Below are 18,890 nucleotides of genomic sequence, written 5' to 3'. Positions count from 1 at the left end.
TGACGATGCTGGTGTCCTGTGTCCTTTAGCCGCCGCCGCGCCCTGCTGCTGGCGCCGCTGCTGCTGGCGGCGTGCGGCAGCGACCCGAACCAGCCTTTCCGCGGCCGGCCTGGTCGCGTCGGCGCGCAGCTTGCCCGGCCGCCAAGTTATCGCCTCGCCGTGCCGGTGCCGACGCAGGCGCGGCTGATGGAGGCCGACGCCACCACCCTCTCGCGCCTGTTGGCCGAGCAGCTCAACGCCGCCGAGATTCCCACCGTCGCCGGCCCCGGCCTGCCGCTCGATTGGCAGTTGGTCGTCATCGCCGAGCTGGAGGGCGGGATGGTGACGCCGCGCTACGCGCTGCGCGATGCCGATGGTCGCGCCCTGGGCTCGATCTCCGGCCGCCCCATCCCGGGGCGCGACTGGGTCGAGGGGGGCGAGCCGGTGCTGCGCCGCGCGGTCGGCGACTCGGCGCGCAGCCTCGCGGACCTGCTGGCGCGCGTCGATGCGCAGCGACGCACCGGCGATGAGCGTTCCTTCGGCTCCGGCCCGCCCGTGATCCGGCTGCTGCCGGTGCGCGGCGCGCCGGGCGATGGCAATCGCAGCCTCACCGCGCGGATGCGCGAGCGCCTGGGTGGCTTCGGCTTCGTCGTGCAGGACCATGCCGAAGGCGCGGACTACGCCGTCTCCGGCCTCGTCACCATCACGCCCCCCGCGCGCGGGCAGCAGCGGGTGGAGATCGTCTGGACCGTCTCGCGCCGCGATGGCGAGGATCTGGGCCGGGTCGCGCAGTTGAACGAGGTGCCGGCCGGCGCGCTGAACGGCTTCTGGGGCGATGTGGCGCTGGTGGTGGCGGAGGAAGCCTCGGGCGGGATCCGCGACGTGGTCTCGAATGCCGGCGGCTTTCCCGCGCGGGCCGATGCGCCGGCCACGCCTGCAGCCGCCACGCCAACCGCCGCACCCGCGCCACCGCCGCCCCCCGCCCGGCCCGCCCGCGCCCGGCGATGAGCCGCCCGGTTGCTCATGTCGCCCGCTCATGCCTGGGCCTCGCGGGCTTGCGGTGGACTCACTCCTGTCACGTTGCTACCTAACGGCCGCCTCCAGGCCAGGGTCCGGATCCGATGAAAATCATTGCCTGCAACAGCAACCGCCCATTGGCCGAGGCGGTGGCAGCCTCACTCGGCATCGCGCTGACGCAGGCCTCCGTGCGCCGTTTCGCCGACATGGAGATCTTCTGCGAGATCCATGAGAACGTCCGCGGCGAGGATGTGTTCGTGGTGCAGTCCACGAGCTACCCCGCCAACGACAACCTGATGGAACTGCTGATCATGCTGGACGCGCTGAAGCGCGGCAGCGCGCGGCGCATCACGGCGGTGATCCCCTATTTCGGCTACGCCCGGCAGGATCGGAAATCCGGCCCCCGCACGCCGATCTCGGCGAAGCTGGTGGCGAACCTCATTACCGCGGCGGGTGCCAACCGCGTGCTGACGATGGATCTGCACGCCGCGCAGATCCAGGGCTTCTTCGACATCCCGGTGGACAACCTCTTCGCCGCGCCGCTCTTCGCGCGCGACATCCAGGAGCGTTTCGCCGGGCGCGACCTGATGGTGGTCTCCCCTGATGTCGGCGGCGTGGTGCGCGCGCGCGCCATCGCCGCGCGGATCCACACCGACCTCGCCATCATCGACAAGCGCCGCCCGCGCGCGGGTGTCTCCGAAGTGATGAACGTGATCGGCGAGGTCGAGGGAAGGCACTGCATCCTGGTCGACGACATCGTCGATTCCGGCGGCACGCTGTGCAACGCCGCCGATGCGCTGCTGAAGAACGGCGCGAAATCGGCCAGCGTCTATGTGACGCATGGCGTGTTCTCCGGTGGCGCGGTGGCGCGCGTCGGCGCGGCGGCGATCGAGCACATGGTGGTGACCGACAGCATCCTCGCGACCGAGGCGGTGCGCGTCTCGCGCAACATCAAGCAGCTGACCATCGCGCCGCTGCTCGCCGAGGCGATGAAGCGGATCAGCGAGGAAAGCTCGGTCAGCAGCCTGTTCAATTGATGCGCGCGCTGGCCCTGACCCTGGCGCTGCTGCTCGGCGCCTGCACCAGCGCGCAGGTGGCGGCCTCCGCCCGCAGCGCCTGCCGCGCCGATCCGCAGCGCTGCACGGATCGCGAGGCCCCGGCCGCGACACGCACGCCGGGGTTGTAACCCGGCGTCAGGCCGGCGCGAACATCGGCACCGGTGCGCCCTCGGTCGTCTTCCATTCCAGGCGCACCCGCATGCCGATGCGGATCGCCTCGATCTCGCCATCGACGATGTTGGTGAAGATGCGCGGGCCTTCCTCCAGTTCCACGAAGGCCGGCACATAGGGCTGCGCCACGCGCATCACCGTGAAGCTGTAGACCACGCCACGCCCACTCGCCGCCCGCGGCTCGACGTTGGAGGACAGGGTGAAGGGCGAGGTGTTGCGGGGCGGCCAGAAGTGGCGGCCCGTATCCAGGCAATAGCCCAGCATCAGCCGGCCCTCGCGCGCCGCGTCCCAGAAGGGCTTCGTGCTCGGGTCCTCGACCGGGGCGGGAATGGTGCGTTCCTGCATGGTGGTCACTCCCGTTCCAGGATCAGCGTCGCGCTGCCATGCCGGTGCGCGAGCAGCCCGCCCGTGCCATGCGCGAGCGCGAGGTCGCAGCCCGGCACCTGCACCGCAGGGTGCGCCTCGCCGCGCAATTGCCGCACCGCCTCGATCACCTTGGTCATGCCGCCGCGATTGGCCGGGTGGTTGTTGCACAGGCCGCCGCCATCCGTGTTGAAGGGCAGCCGGCCGACGCCGCTGATCAGGTTGCCATCGGCCACGAAGCGCCCGCCCTCCCCCTTCGCGCAGAAGCCTAGATCCTCAAGCTGGATCAGCACCGTGATGGTGAAGCTGTCATAGATCGAGGCGTATTTGATGTCGGCGGGCGTCACGCCGGCTTCCGCGAAGGCGCGCGCGCCGCTGGCCTGGGCGCCGGAGAAGGTCAGGTCCGGATAGCCGCCGGACTGGCCCTTCATCGTCTCACCCGTGCCGCGCACGCTGACCACCGGCCGCTTCAGGCTGCGCGCGATCTCGGGGCGCGTGACCACCAGCGCGCCGCCGCCATCGCTGATGACGCAGCAATCGAGACGATGCAGCGGATCGGCCACCAGCGGCGAGGCCAGGACCTCCTCCACCGTCACCACCTTCTTCAGCATCGCATGCGGGTTGTGCTGCGCGTGGTGGCTGGCGGCGACCTTGATCCAGGCAAGCTGCTCGCTGGTCGTCCCGAAATCGTGCATGTGACGCATCGCGCATAGCGCATAGGCCGCGGCCACGGTGCGGCCCATCGGTATTTCGAAGGGATCGTCCGGCACCGTCGCCTGCTGCGCGCGTGCCGCCGTGCCGGTCGCCTGGCCCTCGCTCCGCGGCCGGCCCGCCAGGGTGATCAGCGCGACATCGCAGCGGCCCAGCGCGATCGCCGCCGTGGCATGGGCGACATGCGCCAGGTAGGAGCAGCCCCCCAGATCGGTGCTGTCGAGATGCCTGAGCCGATCGAGGCCGAGGTGATCCGCCATGGAGAGCGGCCCCATGCCCGGCGCGTCCCCGGCGCAGAAATAGCCATCCACGTCGCGCGCGGTGAGCCCCGCATCCTGCAGCGCGCCGAAGGCGACCTCGGCATGCAGCTGCGCGACCGACTTGTCCTCGGCCTTGCGGGTGGGGTGCTCATAGGCGCCGACGATGCAGGCGCGGCCGCGAAGGCTCATGGCGGGGCGTCTCTTCCGTGTCCTGCTCAAGCGTGGCGCGCGGCGGCGCACGACGCAACAGGGGGCGCGCGGCCAAAGCGGCTGCGCTATACTGGGGCAAAGGCGTGAGGAGGCAGGCCCAGATGGACATCACCCCGCAACAGACCTTGACCGGCAGCACCGGCTATCTCTCGGGCTTCGGCAATTCCTTCGAGACCGAGGCCCTGCCCGGCGCCCTGCCGATGGGCCGCAACTCGCCCCAGCGCTGCGCCTATGGGCTCTATGCCGAGCAGCTCAGCGGCTCCCCCTTCACCGCGCCGCGCGCCAGCAATGCGCGCTCCTGGCTCTACCGCATCCGCCCGAGTGTCGCGCATATCGGCCATTTCCGGCGCATCGATGCGCGGCTCTGGCTGAGCGCGCCGGCGCCGGACTCCGACCTGCCGATCCAGCCGCTGCGCTGGGACCCGCTACCCCTGCCGGAGGCGGGCCTGACCTTCCTCACAGGCCTGCACACCATCACAACCTGCGGCGATGCGGCCGCGCAGGCCGGCATGGCCGCGCATATCGCGCTGGTGACGCGCAGCATGGGCGCCGAGGCCTTCTGGAACTGCGATGCCGAGATGATGGTGATCGCCCAGCAGGGCCGCCTGCGCTTCCGCACGGAATTCGGCGTGATCGACATCGCGCCCGGCGAGATCGCGGTGCTGCCGCGCGGCGTGAAGTTCCGCGTCGAGCTCTTCAACGAGGAGCCCGCCCGCGCCTATGTCTGCGAGAATTACGGCGGCGCCTTCACGCTGCCCGAGCGCGGGCCGATCGGCGCCAATTGCCTCGCCAATCAGCGCGACTTCCTCTCCCCCGTCGCGAGCTATGAGGACAGCGACGCACCGCATCGCATCGTCGTGAAATGGGGTGGGCATCTCTATGAGAGCGAGATCGGCCACAGCCCGCTCGACGTCGTCGCCTGGCATGGCAATTACGCGCCCTACAAATACGATCTCAGACGCTTCTCGCCGGTCGGGCCGCTGCTCTTCGACCATGCGGACCCGTCGATCTTCACGGCGCTGACCGCGCCCTCCGAAACACCGGGCACGGCGAACATCGATTTCGTGCTGTTCCCGGAACGCTGGATGGTGGCGGAGAACACCTTCCGCCCGCCCTGGTACCACATGAACATCATGAGCGAGTTCATGGGCCTGATCTACGGCCAGTACGACGCGAAGCCGCAGGGCTTCGTCCCCGGCGGCTTCTCGCTGCACAATTGCATGTTGCCGCATGGCCCCGACGCCGACGCCTTCGCCAAGGCGAGCATGGCCGAGCTCGCGCCGCACAAGCTTGCCAACACCATGGCCTTCATGTGGGAGACGCGGCTGCCGCAGCGTGTCTCGCCCTTCGCCGCCAGCGCGGCACAACGCCAGGCCGACTATGTCGATTGCTGGGCGGGGCTGAAGAAGAATTTCGATCCGACCCGGCGATGACCATGCTCGACGAGACCCATGATGCGGCGCGGCGCTCCTTCGTCGCCAGCGCCAACGGCCATCCTGACTTCCCCTTGCAGAACCTGCCCCTCGGCGTCTTCTCGCCGCCAGGTGGCGCGCCGCGTGCCGGGGTGGCGATCGGGGAGAGCATCCTCGATCTCGAGGCCGCGCAGGTAGCCGGGCTTTTCTGTTCCGAAGCCGACACGGCCGCGCGCGCTGCCGCGGGCGGGGCGCTGAACGGTCTGCTCGCCCTCGGCGCGGGGCCGCGGCGCTCGCTGCGCGCGCAGCTCTTCGCCCTGCTCGAAGAAGGTTCGCGTGACGAAGCACGCGTGCGCCCGCTGCTGCATGACGCCGCCGCCTGCACGCTGCATTTGCCCGCGCGCATCGGCGACTACACGGATTTCTACGCCGGCATCCAGCATGCGACGAATGTCGGGCGGCTGTTCCGCCCCGACGCGCCGCTGATGCCGAACTACAAATACGTGCCCATCGGCTACCACGGCCGTGCCTCTTCCATCGTGCCGAGCGGCGCCGCGCTGCATCGCCCCAACGGCCAGCGCAAACCCGCGACGGAAGAGACGCCGAGCTTCGGCCCCAGCCGCAACCTCGACTACGAGCTGGAACTCGGCATCTGGATCGGTCCGGGCAATGCGCTCGGCACGCCGATCCCGATCGGCGAGGCGGCGCAGCACATCGCAGGCTATGGGCTGCTGAACGACTGGTCGGCGCGCGACATCCAGGGCTGGGAGTACCAGCCGCTCGGCCCCTTCCTGGCCAAGAGCTTCGGCTCCACCATCAGCCCCTGGATCATCACGCCCGAAGCACTCGCGCCCTTCCGCGTCGCGCAGCCGCCGCGCCCGGCAGGCGATCCGCGCCCGATGGACTATCTGTGGGATGAGCAGGACCAGGCCCAGGGCGCCCTTGCCCTGACGCTGGAGGTGCATCTGATGACGCCGGGCCTGCGCGCGCAGGGCCTGCCCGCGCACCGGCTCGGCCTCAGCGATGCGCGCGCGATGTACTGGACCGCGGCGCAGCTGGTCGCGCATCACGCCTGCGCGGGGTGCAACCTCAATCCCGGCGACCTGCTCGGCACGGGCACGCTCTCGACGGCGGAGGAAAGCGGCTATGGCTCGCTGCTCGAGATCACGCGCGGCGGCAAGCAGCCGGTGGCGCTCGCCTCGGGCGAGACGCGGCGCTTCCTCGAGGATGGCGATACGGTGACGCTGAGCGCCTATGCGGTGCGCGAAGGCTATGCCCGCATCGGCTTCGGCGCGTGCAGCGGCACGATCATCCCAGCGCCTTCGGTGCGCTGACCGCGGCGCGCGCGCGGGCGTAGTCGCGCAGGAAGGCGGCGACCTCCGCATGCGTCGCCGTGCCGGGATCATGCCGCCCGGCGCGGATCTCGGCGGCCAAGGCGGCAAGGTCGCGCGCGGGAATTGGCACCGCAGTCTGCTCCCGCTGCGCGATCGCGATGGCGGCGGCGACCATGCGCGCGGCGATGGCCCTCTCGGGCGGTAGATGCGGCAGGATCTCGTTCAGCACGACCTCGCGCGCCGTGGCGAGGAGATCGGCGGCGTCGGGTTTCTCCCACATCAGAGCGCCTCGGCCATGGCGAGGATATCCCATTCCAGTTCCGGCACGATATGGCCGGTGAGCGCGAGTTCCAGGCTCCGTTCCTCGCCCGAGAGGTGACGCATCGCCTGGTCGGCGGCGATCACCGCCCAGCGGATCGTCGCGAAGAGTTCCCACCAGGGCAGGCGCGCGCGATCGATCGCGTGATGCGCCGCGTAGCCGGCCTCGAAGGCCGCACGGGCACCGATGCCGCCGGCCTCCTTCGCCACCTGGCCGAAGCGCCAGCACTTGGCGCAGAACCATCCGAGATCGGCATGCGGATCCCCCCAGCCGGCGAATTCCCAGTCCAGCACGGCGGAAACGCGATCCGGCGTGAGCATGATGTTGCCGGTGCGGAAATCATTGTGGCAGAGCACGGGCGGCAGGGGCGGCGGGGCAGCACGCTCCAGCGCGCGCAGCCCCCATTCCAGCACCGGCCGCGGCGTGCCCGCCGCATCAAGCCGCGCGCGCAGCGCGGCGATGCCCGCCAGCGCGGCATCGGCCGGCGGCGCGCCGAGAAAGGCGAGGTCCGCGCGCGGCGGGCGGATGCGGTGCAGCTTGGCAAGTTCCGCACCCAGCGCGCGCGCCATCGCATCGCCCGTCGCGGGGAACATCTTCACCACGCGATGCGCCGCGGCGATGCCCTCCACACGCTGCATGACGAAGAAGGGCCGGCCAATGACGCCCGCATCCTCGCACAGGAAAAGCGGCGCCGGCACGGTGACGCCGGCCGCGGCCGCCGCCTGCAGCAGGGCGAATTCCGCGGCGCGCGAATGGCTCACCGCCAGCGTCGCCGGCGCATCGCTGCGCAACACCCAGCGCTGCGGCGCGCCCTGCACCATCACATCGAGGGCGAAATTCTGCTGGATCGCGCCGCCGGAGAGCCGCGTCAGCGCGGTGATGATGAGCGCGGCATCCCCGGTGGCGCGTACCAGCCAGTCGCGCAGCGCGGACTCATTCATGCTTGCCCCAGGCGAAGAAATCGCGGCCCTCGCGGCGCAGGAAATTCGCCAGCACCATGCGGTGCACCTCGCTCGCGCCATCCACCAGCCGCGCCTGGCGCGCATAGCGATACATCCACTCGACCGGCGTGTCCTTCGAATAGCCGCGCGCGCCGAGCAGTTGCAGCGCCGTGTCCACCGCCTTGTGCAGCGCATCCGCGACGACGATCTTCGCCATCGAGACCTCCTTGCGCGCAAACCCGCCCTGGTCGAGCACCCAGGCGGCCTTCATGGTCAGCAGTCGGCCGATCTCGAGCTCCATCGCGGCCTGGCCGACCAGCCCCTGCACACTCTCTCGGTCGATCAGCTTCTGGCCGAAGCTCTGGCGCTCACCGATGCGCGCCATCGCGACTTCCAGCGCGCGCCGCCCCATGCCGAGCCAGCGCATGCAATGCGTGAGCCGCGCCGTGCCGAGGCGGATCTGCGTGAGCTTCAGCCCGTCGCCCACGCCCATCAGCACGTTCTCGTCGGGAATCTCCAGGCCATCAAAGGCGAGTTCGCAATGCCCGCCATGCTCCTCCGGCCCCATGATCGGGATGCGGCGCACGATGCTCCAGCCCGGCTGGTCGGCATGGAACAGGAAGCAGGTGAGGCCCCGCCGCTCATCATCCGAGGTCCGGGCGATCAGCAGGAAATGCTTCGCCTCGCCCGCGCCGGTGATGTAGTGCTTGCGGCCCGTGATGCGCCAACGATCGTTGCCGATGCGTTCAGCGCGCGTATAGGTCAGGCCCGGGTCGCTGCCGCAGCCATCGGGCTCGGTCATCGCGAAGCTGGATTGCACCGCGCCATCCACGATGGGCTGCAGCCAGCGCGCCTTCTGCGCCTCGGTCGCCACCTTCTCCAGCACGATCATGTTGCCGTCGTCGGGGGCGGCGGAATTGAACACGACAGGGCCGAAGATGGAGCGGTTCATCTCCTCATAGCAGGCCGCCATGCCGACCACGGGCAGGCCACCGCCACCGCGGCTTTTGGGCATCTGCAAGGCCCAGAGCCCCGCCGCCTTCGCCTCGGCGCGCAGCGTGCGCAGAAGCGCGGGCGTGATGTTCTCATGCGCGTCATAGCTCGCGCGATCGGCCTCGAGCGGGATCAGCCGCTGGTCCACGAAGTCGCGCACGCGCAGGCGCACCGCATCGATCTCGGGAGGCAGGGAAAAGTCCATCTTGTGCGTCCTAGAGGCTGTTCACCGAATGCCCGCCATCCACCGTCACCACGCTGCCGGTCATATGCGCCCCCGCTGGCGAGGCCAGCAGCAGCAAGGGCCCGGTCAGGTCGTCGAGCGTGCCGAGCCGGCGCTGCGGCACGCGCTTCACCAGCGCCTGCCCGGCCTCGCTCGCGAAGAAATCCGCGTTGATGTCGGTGGCGATGTAGCCAGGCGCGAGCGCGTTCACGCGGATGCGATGCCGCGCAAGCTCCACCGCCATCTGCCGCGTGAGATGCACGAGCCCCGCCTTCGCCGCCGAATAGCTCGCGACACCCGGGATCACCCGCGCACCGAGAATGGAGGCGATGTTGACGATCGCACCCCCCTGCCCAGCCGCCACCATGCCCCGCGCCGCCGCCTGCGCCATCAGGAAGGCGCCGCGCAGATCGACCTGCATCACCTGGTCCCAATCCGCCGCGCTGTGATCCAGGAAGGGCCGCGTCGCGGCGATGCCGGCATTGTTCACCAGCAGCGTCACCGGGCCGAAGCGCTGCTGCACCACGTCCAGGGCCGCGGCGATCGAGGCTTCCTCGGTCACGTCCAGCGCCACCGCCATGGCGCGCGGGCCGAGTTCCTCGGCCAGGGCCGCCACCGCCTCGGGCCGTCGCGCCGCCAGCGCGACCTGCGCGCCAGCGCCGTGCAGCACGCGGGCGAAATGCCCGCCGAGCGCGCCGGAGGCGCCCGTCACCAGCGCCACATTGCCGGTCAGGGAGAAGACATCCATCCGCCGAGTTAGGCGGCGGCGGCGCCCCCGGTCAACCGCCCAGGAGTCAGCCGCTCAGGACTCAACCGGCCAGGAAGGAGACATGCGCCGAGACCACGCGCCAGCCCTCCGGCATGCGCACCCAGGTCTGGCTCTGCCGCCCGGTCTTGCCGTTGCGGTCGAAGGTCGTGTTGGCGGTGGCGAAATCCCGGCCATAGGTGCTGATCACGGTGCGGATCAGCGTCCGTTCGAGCCCCACCGAGGGGCGGGATGCGCGAAACGCCATGATCTCGGCATAGCCGTGCAGGATCTCGGTGGCGCCATAGCGGATGGTGCGTTCGTTGTTCCAGAACAGCTCGTCCAGCACGGCCACGTCGTTGGTCACCAGCGCCTTCTCGTAGCGCTGGAAGGCAGCGGTGACCTCGGCGTGCACCTCGGGGATGTCGAGTTCCATCAGGCGGGATCCTTGGGTTTCGGCGATGCGGCAAAGCCGGCGCGCACCAGGGCGGCGGCAGCGCGGAAGAGGATATCCTCCCGCCAGGGGGGCGCGATCAACTGCACCGCCACGGGCAGGCCGCCAGGCTCGCCCGCGCTGGCGGGATCGGCGAGCGGCACGGCCATCGCGGGCAGGCCGATGGCCGAGATGGGCTGCGTGAACCAGCCGAGCTGCGGCCGCGCGGGCACGGCGCGCCCGGCCACCTCGATCATCGCCGTGCCGATGGGGGGCGCGACGAAGGGCACACAGGGCGCGATCAGCAGGTCGTGATCGGCGAAGACCCGCGCCATCGCCGCGCGCCACAGCCCGCGCACGCGCTGCGCCTGGATCACCCATTGCGCCGGCAGCAGCGCGCCGGAGAGGAATCGGTCGCGCGTCATCGGGTCGAAGGCCTCGGGGCGGGCCCGCAGATCCGCCAGGTGCACGCTCGCCCCTTCCGCGAGCGTGATGAGCAGCGCGGCGGCGCGGCCCTCGGCGGCGAGCGGCGGCGCGATGGTGGTGGTGGCGCCGAGGCAGCGCGCGGCGAGGTCGGCGGCGGCGAAAGCCTCCGCATGGCCGCCTTCCGCGAAATGCCCACCCAGGCGAGCGATGCGCAGCCCGGAAAGATCCGGGTCGAGCGTCACGGCCGTCGCGGGTGCTACGACCTGCGCGGGGTCGGCAGGATCCGCCCCCTGCATGGCGGCATAGGCCAAGGCGAGATCCGCGAGGTCGCGCGCGAAGGGCCCGACATGGTCGAAGGAAGCCACGAAGGGAAAGGCGCCGCGCCGCGACAGCCGCCCGAAGCTCGGCTTCAGGCCGAAGACGCCGCACAGCGCCGCCGGCACGCGGATGGAGCCGTTGGTATCCGTGCCGATGGCCAGCGGCACCAGCCCCGCCGCCACCGCGGCCGCCGACCCGCCCGAGGAACCGCCCGCGACGCGCGTCGGGTCATGCGGGTTGCGCGTCGGCCCGTCATGGCTGTTCTCGGTGGTGAATCCGAAGGCGAATTCATCCATGTTGGTGGCGCCGATGATGATGGCGCCCGCGGCGCGCAGCCGCGCCACCACGAAGGCGTCGTCCCGGGCCGGCGCGGCATCGGCGCGCAGCGCGGCACCAGCGCGGGTCGGCAGGCCCGCGAGATCGAACAGGTTCTTCACCGCCACCGGCACGCCCGCGAGCGGGCCGGGATCGTGCCCCGCCGCCACCGCCGCATCCACGGCCGCGGCCTCGGCCAAAGCGCGCGTGGCGGTGACCTCGGTGAAGGCGTTGAGCGCCGGGTTGCGCGCGGCGATATCCGCCAGCGCCGCTTCCGCAACCGCCACGGCACGCCGGCGCCCGGTGCGGATGGCGGCGGCGATCTCCGCGGCGCTCATCGGTCCGGCTCATCCGCCGGGGTGAGCGGCACGCGCGCGATCAGGGCCGCCGCCCCCGCCGCCACCTTCAGGCTGGCGAGCACGCCCGGCAGATGCGCGGGCGCGAGGGGCAGGTTCAGCACCGCGGCAGCGGCCTGGGCCTGGGCGGCAAGGGGGGCATCGTCCTGGGTCATGGGCGCAGGCCCAGGCAAGGCGCGTGCCGCACCCGCGGCTTGCGGCGGATCAAGGCCGGCGCGGCCGGGCGGCGGCACACTCGCCCCGACATGCCCGCGGAAGGAGCAGGATGATGGCGTTGAAGGATCTGCTGGTGCATCTCGATGCCTCGGCCCAGGGCACGGCGCGGCTCGACCTGGCGGCGGCGCTGGCGGCGCGGCATGGCGCGCATCTGGTCGGGCTGCATGCGAGCGAGGCGCAGATGCCCGCGGGCCTCACCGCCGATGCGGGCGGTGCCGCGCTCGGCCTGGTGATGGCGCGGCTGCGCGAGGAGGATGAGGCCGAGGCCGCCGCCGCCCAGGTGAGGTTCGAGGACCGCCTTCGGCGGGACGGCCTCAGCGGCGAGTGGCGCGCGGTGCGCGGCCGGGCGGTGGAGAACCTCGCCATGCAGGCGCGCCACGCCGACCTCACCATCCTCGGCCAGCCGCGCCCCGGCGGCGATACCGCCCGCTTCGCGGAGGATCTGCTGGAAGGCGCGCTCTTCGCCTCCGGCCGCCCGGTGCTGATGGTGCCCTATGCGGGCCATTTCGGCGCGGTGGGCGAGCGTGTGCTGATCGGCTGGAACGCGACGCGCGAGGCCGCGCGCGCCGTGGCGGATGCCCTGCCCTTCCTGACCGGCGCGGCCGAGGTGGTGGTGCTCGCCATCAACCCGAGCCAGGGGCTGGACGGCCACGGCGCGCTGCCCGCCGCCGACATGGCGCAGCACCTCGCCCGCCATGGCGTGAAGGCCGCCGCGCAGCAGGTGGTCTCGCGCGATGTGCCGGAGGCCGATGTGCTGCTGAACAGCGCCGCCGATCTCGGCGCCGATCTGATCGTGATGGGCGCCTATGGCCATTCGCGGCTGCGCCAGATGGTGTTCGGTGGCGTGACGCGCGGGATCCTCGCCCGGATGACGGTGCCGGTCCTGCTCTCGCACTAATCGAGATCGAAGAGCGCCGCCGGATTGGTCGAGGTCATCCGGCGGATCTCCGCTTCGGTGAAGCCCTCGCTCTGCACCAGCAGCAGGTATTCGCGGAAGGCCTCGACCGGCGGCGGCAGCAGGAAGACGCCGGCGTCGGAAGACAGGATCGCGCGGTCGCCAGCGGCGCGGATGCGCGGCGTGTAGTCCTGGATCGTCGCGCTGACCGTGGTCTTGTGCTTCTCCTCATCCACATGCGTCAGCCCGACCTGCGTCGCATGGGTGAGGATGAAGAAGGAGAACTCGACATAGCCGCCGGCCGCGGTGATGGCGCGGATCTCCTCCACCGTGAAACGGCTGCCATGGGTGCGCACGCGCGGCACGCCGCGGCGCTTGGCTTCCTCGGTCAGCAGCACGGCCTCGCGGCCCGAGACATGGCCGCAATCGAAGGTGACGTTGCGCTCGGCGCAGAGATCCATGATCGCCGGCACGGGGTCCGGGATCACGTCATTGTCGGGGATGAAGAAGGTGGTCTCGATGAAGGCGGGGCTGCGCCCTTCCTTGATCGCGACGGCGCGCGTGTGATGCGTGGGGAGCGAGACGAAGCGCGCGCCTGTGCCCGGGCCGTAGCCATAGCCGATCGCGGCCTTCGCGACCTCCAGCGTGATGCCCCCCGCCGTGGGCTGCATGATGACGCCGCCGAAGGCCTGGCAGCCGAGATGGCCGAGCTCGTCATTCGCCAGCGCGGCGAAGCCCGAGGTGTTCTGGAAGTTGCACATGATGCCGATGGCGCGCATGCCCGCCGCGGCGGCCTGGCGCACGGCCTCGAACACGTTCACCGAGCGGCCGTTGAGATGCGGCGCGCAATGGACGTGGCAGTCGATGGCCCCCTGCAGCAGATGCATCCCGGGCGCGACATAGGGCATGGTCCTGGTGTCCTTCGGTTCGGGTCAGTGGCGCAGGATCTTCGCGGTGAAGTCCTTCAGGCGCGGGCTTTGCGGGGCGTCGAAGATCTGCGCGGGCGGGCCGGACTCCACGACGCGGCCCTGGTCCATGAACACCACCGTGGAGGCGACCTCGCGGATGAAGGCCATCTCGTGGCTCACGATCAGCATGGTCATGCCCTCCCGCTGCAGGGTGCGGATGGTGTCGAGCACTTCGTTCACCAACTCGGGGTCGAGCGCGCTGGTGACCTCATCGAGCAGCAGGATGTCCGGGCGCAGCGCGAGCGCGCGCGCGATCGCCACGCGCTGCTGCTGCCCGCCGGAAAGCTCGTCCGGATAGGCGTCGAACTTCGCGCCGAGCCCGACCTTGGTGAGCAGCGCGCGGGCCTCGGCCTCCACTTCGGTGGGCTTTCGCTTCTTCACCAGCGTGGGCGCGATGGCGACGTTGCGCAGCGCGGTCATGTTCTGGAACAGGTTGTATTGCTGGAAGACGATGGCGAAGCGGTCCCGCGCCGCGCGCAGGCTGGCACGGCTGGCATAGTCCACCACCTCGCCGCCGATGGTGACACGCCCCGCGCGCGGCCGCAGCAGCCCCACCAGCGCGCGCAGCAGCGAGGATTTGCCGGATCCGGAGGGGCCGATCAGCCCCACCACCTCGCCCTGGCGGAAGCTCAGCGTCACGTCGCGCAACACATCCTGCGCGCCGCCATAGCTCGCCGACAGGTTCTCGAGCGCCAGGAACGCCAAATCCATGCTCCGCCATGCTGCGCGTGAAGTGTCCGTGCCGCGAACGGTGTTCGTCAAGCGGCCTGCGGGGGCATGGACGCGGCGGTGGAGCCGGATATGCTCGGGACCGTGGCAGAGACTCTTCGCATCGTAGGCATCGCGCGCCCCGCCGCCGTGGCCTTCACCTTCAACGGCACAACCGTGCACGCCCCGGCGGGCGAGAGCGTGGCGGCGGCGCTGCTCGCTGCCGGTATACGAAGGCTTGGCGAGGGGCTCGATCCGGCACGGCCGCGCGCGGCGCTGTGCATGATGGGCGTCTGCCAGCAATGTCTGGTGCGCGTGGAGGGACGGCTTGCGCAGGCCTGCCTCGTGCCGGTGCGCGCGGGGCTGGTGGTGACCAGCGCATGAGTCACGACATCGCCGTGCTCGGCGCCGGCCCCGCCGGCATGGCCGCCGCGACCGAGGTCGCGCGACGCGGCGCGCGCGTGGTGCTGCTGGAGGAAAGCCCCGCCCCCGGTGGGCAGGTCTATCGCGCGCCGCCGCCGGGCTTCGCGATTCCGCCCGATGCCGACCGCGAGGCCGGCGATGCGCTGCGCGCCGCGCTGGCGGCGAGCGGGGCGGAGATCCGCACCGGCTGTCGCGTCTGGGGCGTGGGCGGCGGGCCGCTGGTGCCGCAGGGCGAGGAGAGCGCGCCCTTCCGCCTCGATGCGCTGGACGCCGAGGGCACGCCCTTCGCGCTTTCGGCGCGCGCCCTGGTGCTGTGCACCGGCACGCATGAGCGCATCCTCGCCTTCCCCGGCTGGACGCTGCCCGGCGTGCTCGGTCTTGCCGCGGCGACCATCCTGCTGAAGGCGCAGGGCGTGCTGCCCGGGCGGCGGGTGGTGGTGGCGGGGGCGGGCCCGCTGCTCTTCGTCGTGGCCGCGAAGCTGCTGAAGGCGGGTGCGGAGGTGGCCGCCGTGGTCGATCTCGCGGCGCAGGGCGAGTGGCTGCGCGCGCTGCCCGGCCTCGCCGCGCGGCCGGACCTGCTGGCGCGGGGGATCGCCTGGCGCGCCTCCCTGCTGCGGGCCGGCGTGCCGGCGCTGCATGGCCATCGCGTGCTCGCCGCCGAAGGGGAGCAGGCGCTGCGGCGCGTGCGCATCGCCCGGCATGACGGCAGCGCCGCGCGGGTGATCGAGGCCGATGCGCTGTGCATCGGCCATGGGCTGGTGCCCGCCACCGAGGCCACGCGCGCCTTCCGCGCGGCGCATCGCTACGCGCCCGAGGATGGCGGTTGGGTGCCGGTGCTGGATGCGGATCGGCGAACCTCCATCCCGCTGCTCTACGCCGCCGGCGATGGATCGGGCGTGCGTGGCGCGGCGGCGGCGCCGGCTGCCGGGCGGCTCGCGGCGCTGGCCGCGCTCCATGATCTCGGGATGCTCGATGCGGCCGCCCATGCCGCCGCACGCGCCGCCCCGGCGCAGGATTTCGCCCGCGCCGCGCGCGCCGGCGGGGCCATGGCACGCATGATGGCGCTGCGCCCCGCCCTCGTCGCCGCCATCGCGCCCGAAACCATCATCTGCCGCTGCGAGGGCACGACCCGCGCCGAGATCGAGGCCGCGCTGACGGATGGTGCGACCGACATGAACCAGGTGAAGCAATATACGCGCTGCGGCATGGGCCCCTGCCAGGGGCGGATGTGCGGCGAGAGCGCGGCCGAGATCGTCGCCGCGCGCGTCGGCGGGCGGGAAAAGGCGGGCTTCGCCACCGGGCGCCTGCCGCTGCGGCCCGTGCCGATGGCGGCATTGCTGGGCGAATTCGACTATGCGGACATCCCCGTGCCCGCACCGGCGCCGATCTAGTGAGCTACGACGTCGCCATCGTCGGTGCGGGGGTGATGGGGTGCAGCACGGCGCTGTTCCTCGCCCGCGCCGGCATGAAGGTGGTGCTGCTCGACCGCGGCGCGATCTGCCGCGAGGCCTCGGGCGTGAATGCCGGCACGCTGACCATGCAGATGACCCGCGCCGCGCTGGTGCCCTATGCGCTGCGCGCGCATGAGATGTGGCTGCGCATGCCGGAATGGTGCGATGGCGGCGGCGTGCGCGCTGTCTCCTGCCCCGGCCTCTCGGTGGCCTTCACCGAGCGCGAGGCGGCGATGCTGGAGGAGCGCGCGCATTTCCGCCGCCAGGCCGGTGCGCCGATCGAGCTCGTCACGCCCGCGCGGGCGCGTGAGATCGAGCCGGGGCTCTCCGACAAGGCGCTCCTGGTCGGGCATTGCCCGATCGATGGATTCACGAGCGCCTATCTCACGGGCCGCGCCTTCGCGCCCGCGCTGCGCCATGCCGGCGTGACCCTGCTGGAGAATTGCGCGGTGCGCGGCATCGATCCCGGCTTCACGCTGGACACGGCGCAGGGAGCGATCGCGGCGAAGCGCGTGGTGCTGGCGGGCGGGGTGTGGCTGCAGGAGATGGCGGCCTGGCTTGGTGTGAGCCTGCCGATCAAGGTGCTGATCAACCAGCTGGTGGTGACGGAGCGCCTCGCACCTGTGATGCGCACGGTGCTCGGCGTCGCATCGGGCCTGCTCAGCCTGAAGCAGTATGAGAACGGCACGGTGCTGATCGGCGGCGGCTGGCAGGGCATTGGCGACCGCGCGCGCGGCGGCCTCGCGGTGAAGCCGGAGAGTTTCCTCGGCAATGTGCGCCTCGCCGCCTACACCATCCCCGCGCTGCGCGAGGCGCGCGTGGTGCGCGCCTGGCTGGGGCTGGAGGCCGAGACGGCGGATGCGCTGCCGGCCATCGGGCCGATCCCCGGCATTGCCGATGCCTGGATCATCGGCAGCGTGCATTCGGGCTACACCAGCGGCCCCTATATGGGGAAGCTGCTGGCGCAGGCGATCCTCGGCCAGGCGCCGGAGCTGCCGCTGTTTCCGATCGATCGTCTGCTGCAAAGGGACGCCGCATGATTCCCGAAGGCCCGAACCGCTTCCACGGCATCTATCCCTCGACGGTGCTGCCGATGCGCGGCAGCGATTTCGCGCCGGATTGGGAGAGCTATGCGCGCCACACCGCGCATTGCGTGCTGCGCGAGGGCATCGCCGGCGTGCTGATGAACGGCCATGCCGGCGAGAACTTTTGCCTGACTCGCGCGGAAAAGCAGCGGGCCGTCGAAGTCACCGTCGCCACGATCGGTGCCACGCGCATCGTCGTCGCGGGCGTGAATGCCGAAAGCAGCCTGGAAGCCGCCGCCGAGGCGCGTGACGCGCGCGAGGCCGGCGCGGATGCCATCATGGTCTTCCTGCCCAACAGCTTCGCGCTGGCGCACTCCACCGCGCAATCACTGCTGCACCATCACACGATCCGCGACGCCGTGCCGGGCATGCCGATCTGGCTGTTCCAGGCGCATCATGCCGCCGGCCGCATGGGTTTCACGCCGGAGACGCTCGACGCGCTGCTCGACATGCCCGAGGTGGTCGGAATCAAGGAAGGCGGGTGGGAGGTCGATTCCTACGACGCGCTGCGCCGCGCGGTGCGCGCGAAGCGGCCCGATGTCGCGGTGTGTGCCAGTGGCGATGAGCATCTGTTTGCCTGCTACGTGCATGGCTCGGATGGCAGCCTGGTGTCGCTCGCGGATCTGCTGCCGGATGAGATCGTCGCCCTCGACGCCGCGGTGCGCGCGAATGACCTGCCCGGCGCGCGGGCGCTGCATGAGAAGCTCGAACCCCTCGCCGAGGCGATCTATGGCGCGCCGCCGGGCGGGCGGGCGACGGCGCGGCTGAAATTCTGCCTGCGTGAGATGGGGATCATCGCCGATGCCGCGATCCGCCCGCCGCAGCCGCCCGTCACGGGGCCGGAAGCAGCGATGCTGATCGCCGCGATGCGGGCGAGCGGGTTGTAAGGCGGCGTTCCAGGTAGCGGCCGAGATTGGCCAGCGCCCAGCTCACGCAGAAATACAGCACCAGCGCCGTGCCGTAGGTGAGCAGCGCGGAGAAGCCGCGCTGGGTCAGCATCTTCGCCGCGAAGGTGATCTCGATGAAGCCGATCTGGCTGACCAGCGAGGTCTCCTTCACCATGCTCAGCACATGCACGATGGAGGGCGGCAGGATCACGCGCCAGCTCTGCGGCAGGATGACGCGGCGCAGCACCGTCCAGGGCGGCAGGTTCATGGTCAGCGCGGCTTCCCACTGCGTGGGGCGCACCGTCTCGAAGCCGCCGCGGATGTTCTCGGCGGCGAGCGCGCTCATGCGCAGCGCCACGGCGGTGACGGCGATGACCCAGAGCGGGGCCTCGATCTTCGCGAACTGGCTGAGGAAGAAGACCAGCAGCAGCAGCACCAGGAAGGGGATGCGCCGGAAGATCTCCACCCAGAGGATCGCCGCCGCACGCACCGCGCCCACGGGCATGAGCTGCGGCAGGCGCAGCGTGGCCATGAGGAAGCCGATCGCGTAGCCGATGGCGCAGCCCGCCACGCTGGCGATCAGCGTGTTGCCCAGCGCGATGAAGAGGAAGCGCAGGTTCCACCAGGTGAAGAAGCGCGGCGCCTCGGCGAGGACGATGTCCCAGGCGCTCAT

22 protein-coding genes are annotated in these 18,890 nt (G+C 71.2%); 10 read left to right on the top strand and 12 right to left on the bottom strand.

The features are described from left to right. Nucleotides 1-18 precede the first annotated feature (18 nt). The 3 genes from AC2D9U_RS13070 to AC2D9U_RS13060 all read left to right on the top strand — a co-directional run bounded on the left by AC2D9U_RS13070 (nucleotide 19) and on the right by AC2D9U_RS13060 (nucleotide 2,182). Complete coding sequence (locus AC2D9U_RS13070; protein ID WP_484749612.1) at nucleotides 19-987, top strand: hypothetical protein; 969 nt, start codon at nucleotides 19-21, stop codon at nucleotides 985-987. A 113-nt stretch (nucleotides 988-1,100) separates the two neighbouring features. Further along, nucleotides 1,101-2,033, top strand: coding sequence for a ribose-phosphate pyrophosphokinase (locus tag AC2D9U_RS13065; protein WP_484749609.1), 933 nt, complete (start codon nucleotides 1,101-1,103; stop codon nucleotides 2,031-2,033). Next, nucleotides 2,033-2,182: a hypothetical protein gene (locus tag AC2D9U_RS13060; RefSeq protein ID WP_484749607.1), complete on the top strand. Its 150-nt coding sequence runs from the start codon at nucleotides 2,033-2,035 to the stop codon at nucleotides 2,180-2,182. The genes AC2D9U_RS13065 and AC2D9U_RS13060 overlap by 1 nt, the downstream gene beginning before the upstream one ends. 7 nt (nucleotides 2,183-2,189) lie before the next feature. On the opposite strand, the gene AC2D9U_RS13055 is transcribed toward AC2D9U_RS13060, so the two are convergent. Together AC2D9U_RS13055 and AC2D9U_RS13050 are read right to left on the bottom strand one after the other, a co-directional pair. Next, nucleotides 2,190-2,570, bottom strand: coding sequence for a Zn-ribbon domain-containing OB-fold protein (locus AC2D9U_RS13055; protein ID WP_484749605.1), 381 nt, complete (start codon nucleotides 2,568-2,570; stop codon nucleotides 2,190-2,192). Between the two features lie 5 nt (nucleotides 2,571-2,575). Next, nucleotides 2,576-3,748: a thiolase domain-containing protein gene (locus AC2D9U_RS13050; protein WP_484749603.1), complete on the bottom strand. Its 1,173-nt coding sequence runs from the start codon at nucleotides 3,746-3,748 to the stop codon at nucleotides 2,576-2,578. A 122-nt stretch (nucleotides 3,749-3,870) separates the two neighbouring features. Between AC2D9U_RS13050 and hmgA the strand changes: the two genes are divergently transcribed. Then, the gene (gene hmgA, locus AC2D9U_RS13045) at nucleotides 3,871-5,202 is read left to right on the top strand and encodes a homogentisate 1,2-dioxygenase (protein ID WP_484749600.1); all 1,332 of its coding nucleotides are present in this window, start codon (nucleotides 3,871-3,873) and stop codon (nucleotides 5,200-5,202) included. Further along, on the top strand, nucleotides 5,199-6,515 hold the full coding sequence (fahA, locus tag AC2D9U_RS13040) for a fumarylacetoacetase (RefSeq protein ID WP_484749597.1): 1,317 nt from the start codon (nucleotides 5,199-5,201) through the stop codon (nucleotides 6,513-6,515). The genes hmgA and fahA overlap by 4 nt, the downstream gene beginning before the upstream one ends. Here fahA and AC2D9U_RS13035 read toward each other — a convergent pair. The 7 genes from AC2D9U_RS13035 to AC2D9U_RS13005 all read right to left on the bottom strand — a co-directional run bounded on the left by AC2D9U_RS13035 (nucleotide 6,490) and on the right by AC2D9U_RS13005 (nucleotide 11,739). Further along, the gene (locus AC2D9U_RS13035) at nucleotides 6,490-6,795 is read right to left on the bottom strand and encodes a hypothetical protein (protein WP_484749594.1); all 306 of its coding nucleotides are present in this window, start codon (nucleotides 6,793-6,795) and stop codon (nucleotides 6,490-6,492) included. The two genes, fahA and AC2D9U_RS13035, sit on opposite strands and share 26 nt — an antisense overlap. Then, complete coding sequence (locus tag AC2D9U_RS13030) at nucleotides 6,795-7,775, bottom strand: phosphotransferase family protein (RefSeq protein ID WP_484749591.1); 981 nt, start codon at nucleotides 7,773-7,775, stop codon at nucleotides 6,795-6,797. The genes AC2D9U_RS13035 and AC2D9U_RS13030 overlap by 1 nt, the downstream gene beginning before the upstream one ends. After that, nucleotides 7,768-8,973 (bottom strand): acyl-CoA dehydrogenase family protein, encoded by a 1,206-nt coding sequence (locus AC2D9U_RS13025; RefSeq protein WP_484749588.1) that lies wholly within the window; start codon nucleotides 8,971-8,973, stop codon nucleotides 7,768-7,770. Before AC2D9U_RS13025 ends, AC2D9U_RS13030 begins: the two co-directional genes overlap by 8 nt. A 10-nt stretch (nucleotides 8,974-8,983) precedes the next feature. Continuing rightward, complete coding sequence (locus AC2D9U_RS13020) at nucleotides 8,984-9,739, bottom strand: SDR family NAD(P)-dependent oxidoreductase (RefSeq protein WP_484749584.1); 756 nt, start codon at nucleotides 9,737-9,739, stop codon at nucleotides 8,984-8,986. A gap of 61 nt (nucleotides 9,740-9,800) precedes the next feature. Continuing rightward, on the bottom strand, nucleotides 9,801-10,172 hold the full coding sequence (gene hpxZ, locus AC2D9U_RS13015) for an oxalurate catabolism protein HpxZ (RefSeq protein ID WP_484749581.1): 372 nt from the start codon (nucleotides 10,170-10,172) through the stop codon (nucleotides 9,801-9,803). Then, nucleotides 10,172-11,566 carry an AtzE family amidohydrolase gene (locus AC2D9U_RS13010; protein WP_484749577.1) on the bottom strand — a complete coding sequence of 465 codons (1,395 nt, stop codon included), beginning with the start codon at nucleotides 11,564-11,566 and terminating at the stop codon, nucleotides 10,172-10,174. Before AC2D9U_RS13010 ends, hpxZ begins: the two co-directional genes overlap by 1 nt. After that, nucleotides 11,563-11,739, bottom strand: coding sequence for an AtzG-like protein (locus tag AC2D9U_RS13005; RefSeq protein ID WP_484749575.1), 177 nt, complete (start codon nucleotides 11,737-11,739; stop codon nucleotides 11,563-11,565). Before AC2D9U_RS13005 ends, AC2D9U_RS13010 begins: the two co-directional genes overlap by 4 nt. A 113-nt stretch (nucleotides 11,740-11,852) precedes the next feature. Between AC2D9U_RS13005 and AC2D9U_RS13000 the strand changes: the two genes are divergently transcribed. After that, complete coding sequence (locus AC2D9U_RS13000; RefSeq protein WP_484749574.1) at nucleotides 11,853-12,698, top strand: universal stress protein; 846 nt, start codon at nucleotides 11,853-11,855, stop codon at nucleotides 12,696-12,698. Here the strand turns inward: AC2D9U_RS13000 and AC2D9U_RS12995 are convergent. Both AC2D9U_RS12995 and AC2D9U_RS12990 read right to left on the bottom strand, forming a co-directional pair. Further along, entirely contained in the window at nucleotides 12,695-13,603 is a 909-nt protein-coding gene (locus AC2D9U_RS12995; protein WP_484749572.1) for a DUF6282 family protein, read from the bottom strand. The two genes, AC2D9U_RS13000 and AC2D9U_RS12995, sit on opposite strands and share 4 nt — an antisense overlap. Before the next feature lie 24 nt (nucleotides 13,604-13,627). Beyond that, complete coding sequence (locus tag AC2D9U_RS12990) at nucleotides 13,628-14,374, bottom strand: amino acid ABC transporter ATP-binding protein (RefSeq protein WP_484749570.1); 747 nt, start codon at nucleotides 14,372-14,374, stop codon at nucleotides 13,628-13,630. 102 nt (nucleotides 14,375-14,476) lie between these two features. Here AC2D9U_RS12990 and AC2D9U_RS12985 point away from each other — a divergent pair, with 102 nt between their 5' ends. From AC2D9U_RS12985 to AC2D9U_RS12970, 4 genes are read left to right on the top strand one after another with little or no spacing between them, the layout of a single operon-like run. Continuing rightward, nucleotides 14,477-14,755: a (2Fe-2S)-binding protein gene (locus AC2D9U_RS12985; protein ID WP_484749568.1), complete on the top strand. Its 279-nt coding sequence runs from the start codon at nucleotides 14,477-14,479 to the stop codon at nucleotides 14,753-14,755. After that, nucleotides 14,752-16,185, top strand: a complete 1,434-nt coding sequence (locus AC2D9U_RS12980; RefSeq protein WP_484749566.1) for an FAD/NAD(P)-dependent oxidoreductase — start codon at nucleotides 14,752-14,754, stop codon at nucleotides 16,183-16,185. The genes AC2D9U_RS12985 and AC2D9U_RS12980 overlap by 4 nt, the downstream gene beginning before the upstream one ends. Continuing rightward, nucleotides 16,185-17,285, top strand: a complete 1,101-nt coding sequence (locus AC2D9U_RS12975; RefSeq protein ID WP_484749564.1) for an NAD(P)/FAD-dependent oxidoreductase — start codon at nucleotides 16,185-16,187, stop codon at nucleotides 17,283-17,285. Before AC2D9U_RS12980 ends, AC2D9U_RS12975 begins: the two co-directional genes overlap by 1 nt. Continuing rightward, nucleotides 17,282-18,217, top strand: a complete 936-nt coding sequence (locus AC2D9U_RS12970; protein WP_484749561.1) for a dihydrodipicolinate synthase family protein — start codon at nucleotides 17,282-17,284, stop codon at nucleotides 18,215-18,217. Before AC2D9U_RS12975 ends, AC2D9U_RS12970 begins: the two co-directional genes overlap by 4 nt. Here the strand turns inward: AC2D9U_RS12970 and AC2D9U_RS12965 are convergent. Continuing rightward, complete coding sequence (locus AC2D9U_RS12965) at nucleotides 18,162-18,890, bottom strand: amino acid ABC transporter permease (protein WP_484749558.1); 729 nt, start codon at nucleotides 18,888-18,890, stop codon at nucleotides 18,162-18,164. The genes AC2D9U_RS12970 and AC2D9U_RS12965 overlap by 56 nt on opposite strands.

The organism is Roseomonas sp. TF40 (assembly GCF_057219975.1).
Note: the sequence above shows the minus strand (reverse complement) of the source record. Positions and strands in the feature narration are given on the sequence as shown.

What these genes read in the sequence shown, in the direction of transcription:
- AC2D9U_RS13065 (WP_484749609.1), top strand. Translation starts at nt 1,101, where the DNA reads ATGAAAATCATTGCCTGCAACAGCAACCGCCCATTGGCCGAGGCGGTG.
- AC2D9U_RS13060 (WP_484749607.1), top strand. Translation starts at nt 2,033, where the DNA reads ATGCGCGCGCTGGCCCTGACCCTGGCGCTGCTGCTCGGCGCCTGCACC.
- AC2D9U_RS13055 (WP_484749605.1), bottom strand. Translation starts at nt 2,570, where the DNA reads ATGCAGGAACGCACCATTCCCGCCCCGGTCGAGGACCCGAGCACGAAG.
- AC2D9U_RS13050 (WP_484749603.1), bottom strand. Translation starts at nt 3,748, where the DNA reads ATGAGCCTTCGCGGCCGCGCCTGCATCGTCGGCGCCTATGAGCACCCC.
- hmgA (WP_484749600.1), top strand. Translation starts at nt 3,871, where the DNA reads ATGGACATCACCCCGCAACAGACCTTGACCGGCAGCACCGGCTATCTC.
- fahA (WP_484749597.1), top strand. Translation starts at nt 5,199, where the DNA reads ATGACCATGCTCGACGAGACCCATGATGCGGCGCGGCGCTCCTTCGTC.
- AC2D9U_RS13035 (WP_484749594.1), bottom strand. Translation starts at nt 6,795, where the DNA reads ATGTGGGAGAAACCCGACGCCGCCGATCTCCTCGCCACGGCGCGCGAG.
- AC2D9U_RS13030 (WP_484749591.1), bottom strand. Translation starts at nt 7,775, where the DNA reads ATGAATGAGTCCGCGCTGCGCGACTGGCTGGTACGCGCCACCGGGGAT.
- AC2D9U_RS13025 (WP_484749588.1), bottom strand. Translation starts at nt 8,973, where the DNA reads ATGGACTTTTCCCTGCCTCCCGAGATCGATGCGGTGCGCCTGCGCGTG.
- AC2D9U_RS13020 (WP_484749584.1), bottom strand. Translation starts at nt 9,739, where the DNA reads ATGGATGTCTTCTCCCTGACCGGCAATGTGGCGCTGGTGACGGGCGCC.
- hpxZ (WP_484749581.1), bottom strand. Translation starts at nt 10,172, where the DNA reads ATGGAACTCGACATCCCCGAGGTGCACGCCGAGGTCACCGCTGCCTTC.
- AC2D9U_RS13010 (WP_484749577.1), bottom strand. Translation starts at nt 11,566, where the DNA reads ATGAGCGCCGCGGAGATCGCCGCCGCCATCCGCACCGGGCGCCGGCGT.
- AC2D9U_RS13005 (WP_484749575.1), bottom strand. Translation starts at nt 11,739, where the DNA reads ATGACCCAGGACGATGCCCCCCTTGCCGCCCAGGCCCAGGCCGCTGCC.
- AC2D9U_RS13000 (WP_484749574.1), top strand. Translation starts at nt 11,853, where the DNA reads ATGGCGTTGAAGGATCTGCTGGTGCATCTCGATGCCTCGGCCCAGGGC.
- AC2D9U_RS12995 (WP_484749572.1), bottom strand. Translation starts at nt 13,603, where the DNA reads ATGCCCTATGTCGCGCCCGGGATGCATCTGCTGCAGGGGGCCATCGAC.
- AC2D9U_RS12990 (WP_484749570.1), bottom strand. Translation starts at nt 14,374, where the DNA reads ATGGATTTGGCGTTCCTGGCGCTCGAGAACCTGTCGGCGAGCTATGGC.
- AC2D9U_RS12980 (WP_484749566.1), top strand. Translation starts at nt 14,752, where the DNA reads ATGAGTCACGACATCGCCGTGCTCGGCGCCGGCCCCGCCGGCATGGCC.
- AC2D9U_RS12970 (WP_484749561.1), top strand. Translation starts at nt 17,282, where the DNA reads ATGATTCCCGAAGGCCCGAACCGCTTCCACGGCATCTATCCCTCGACG.
- AC2D9U_RS12965 (WP_484749558.1), bottom strand. Translation starts at nt 18,890, where the DNA reads ATGAGCGCCTGGGACATCGTCCTCGCCGAGGCGCCGCGCTTCTTCACC.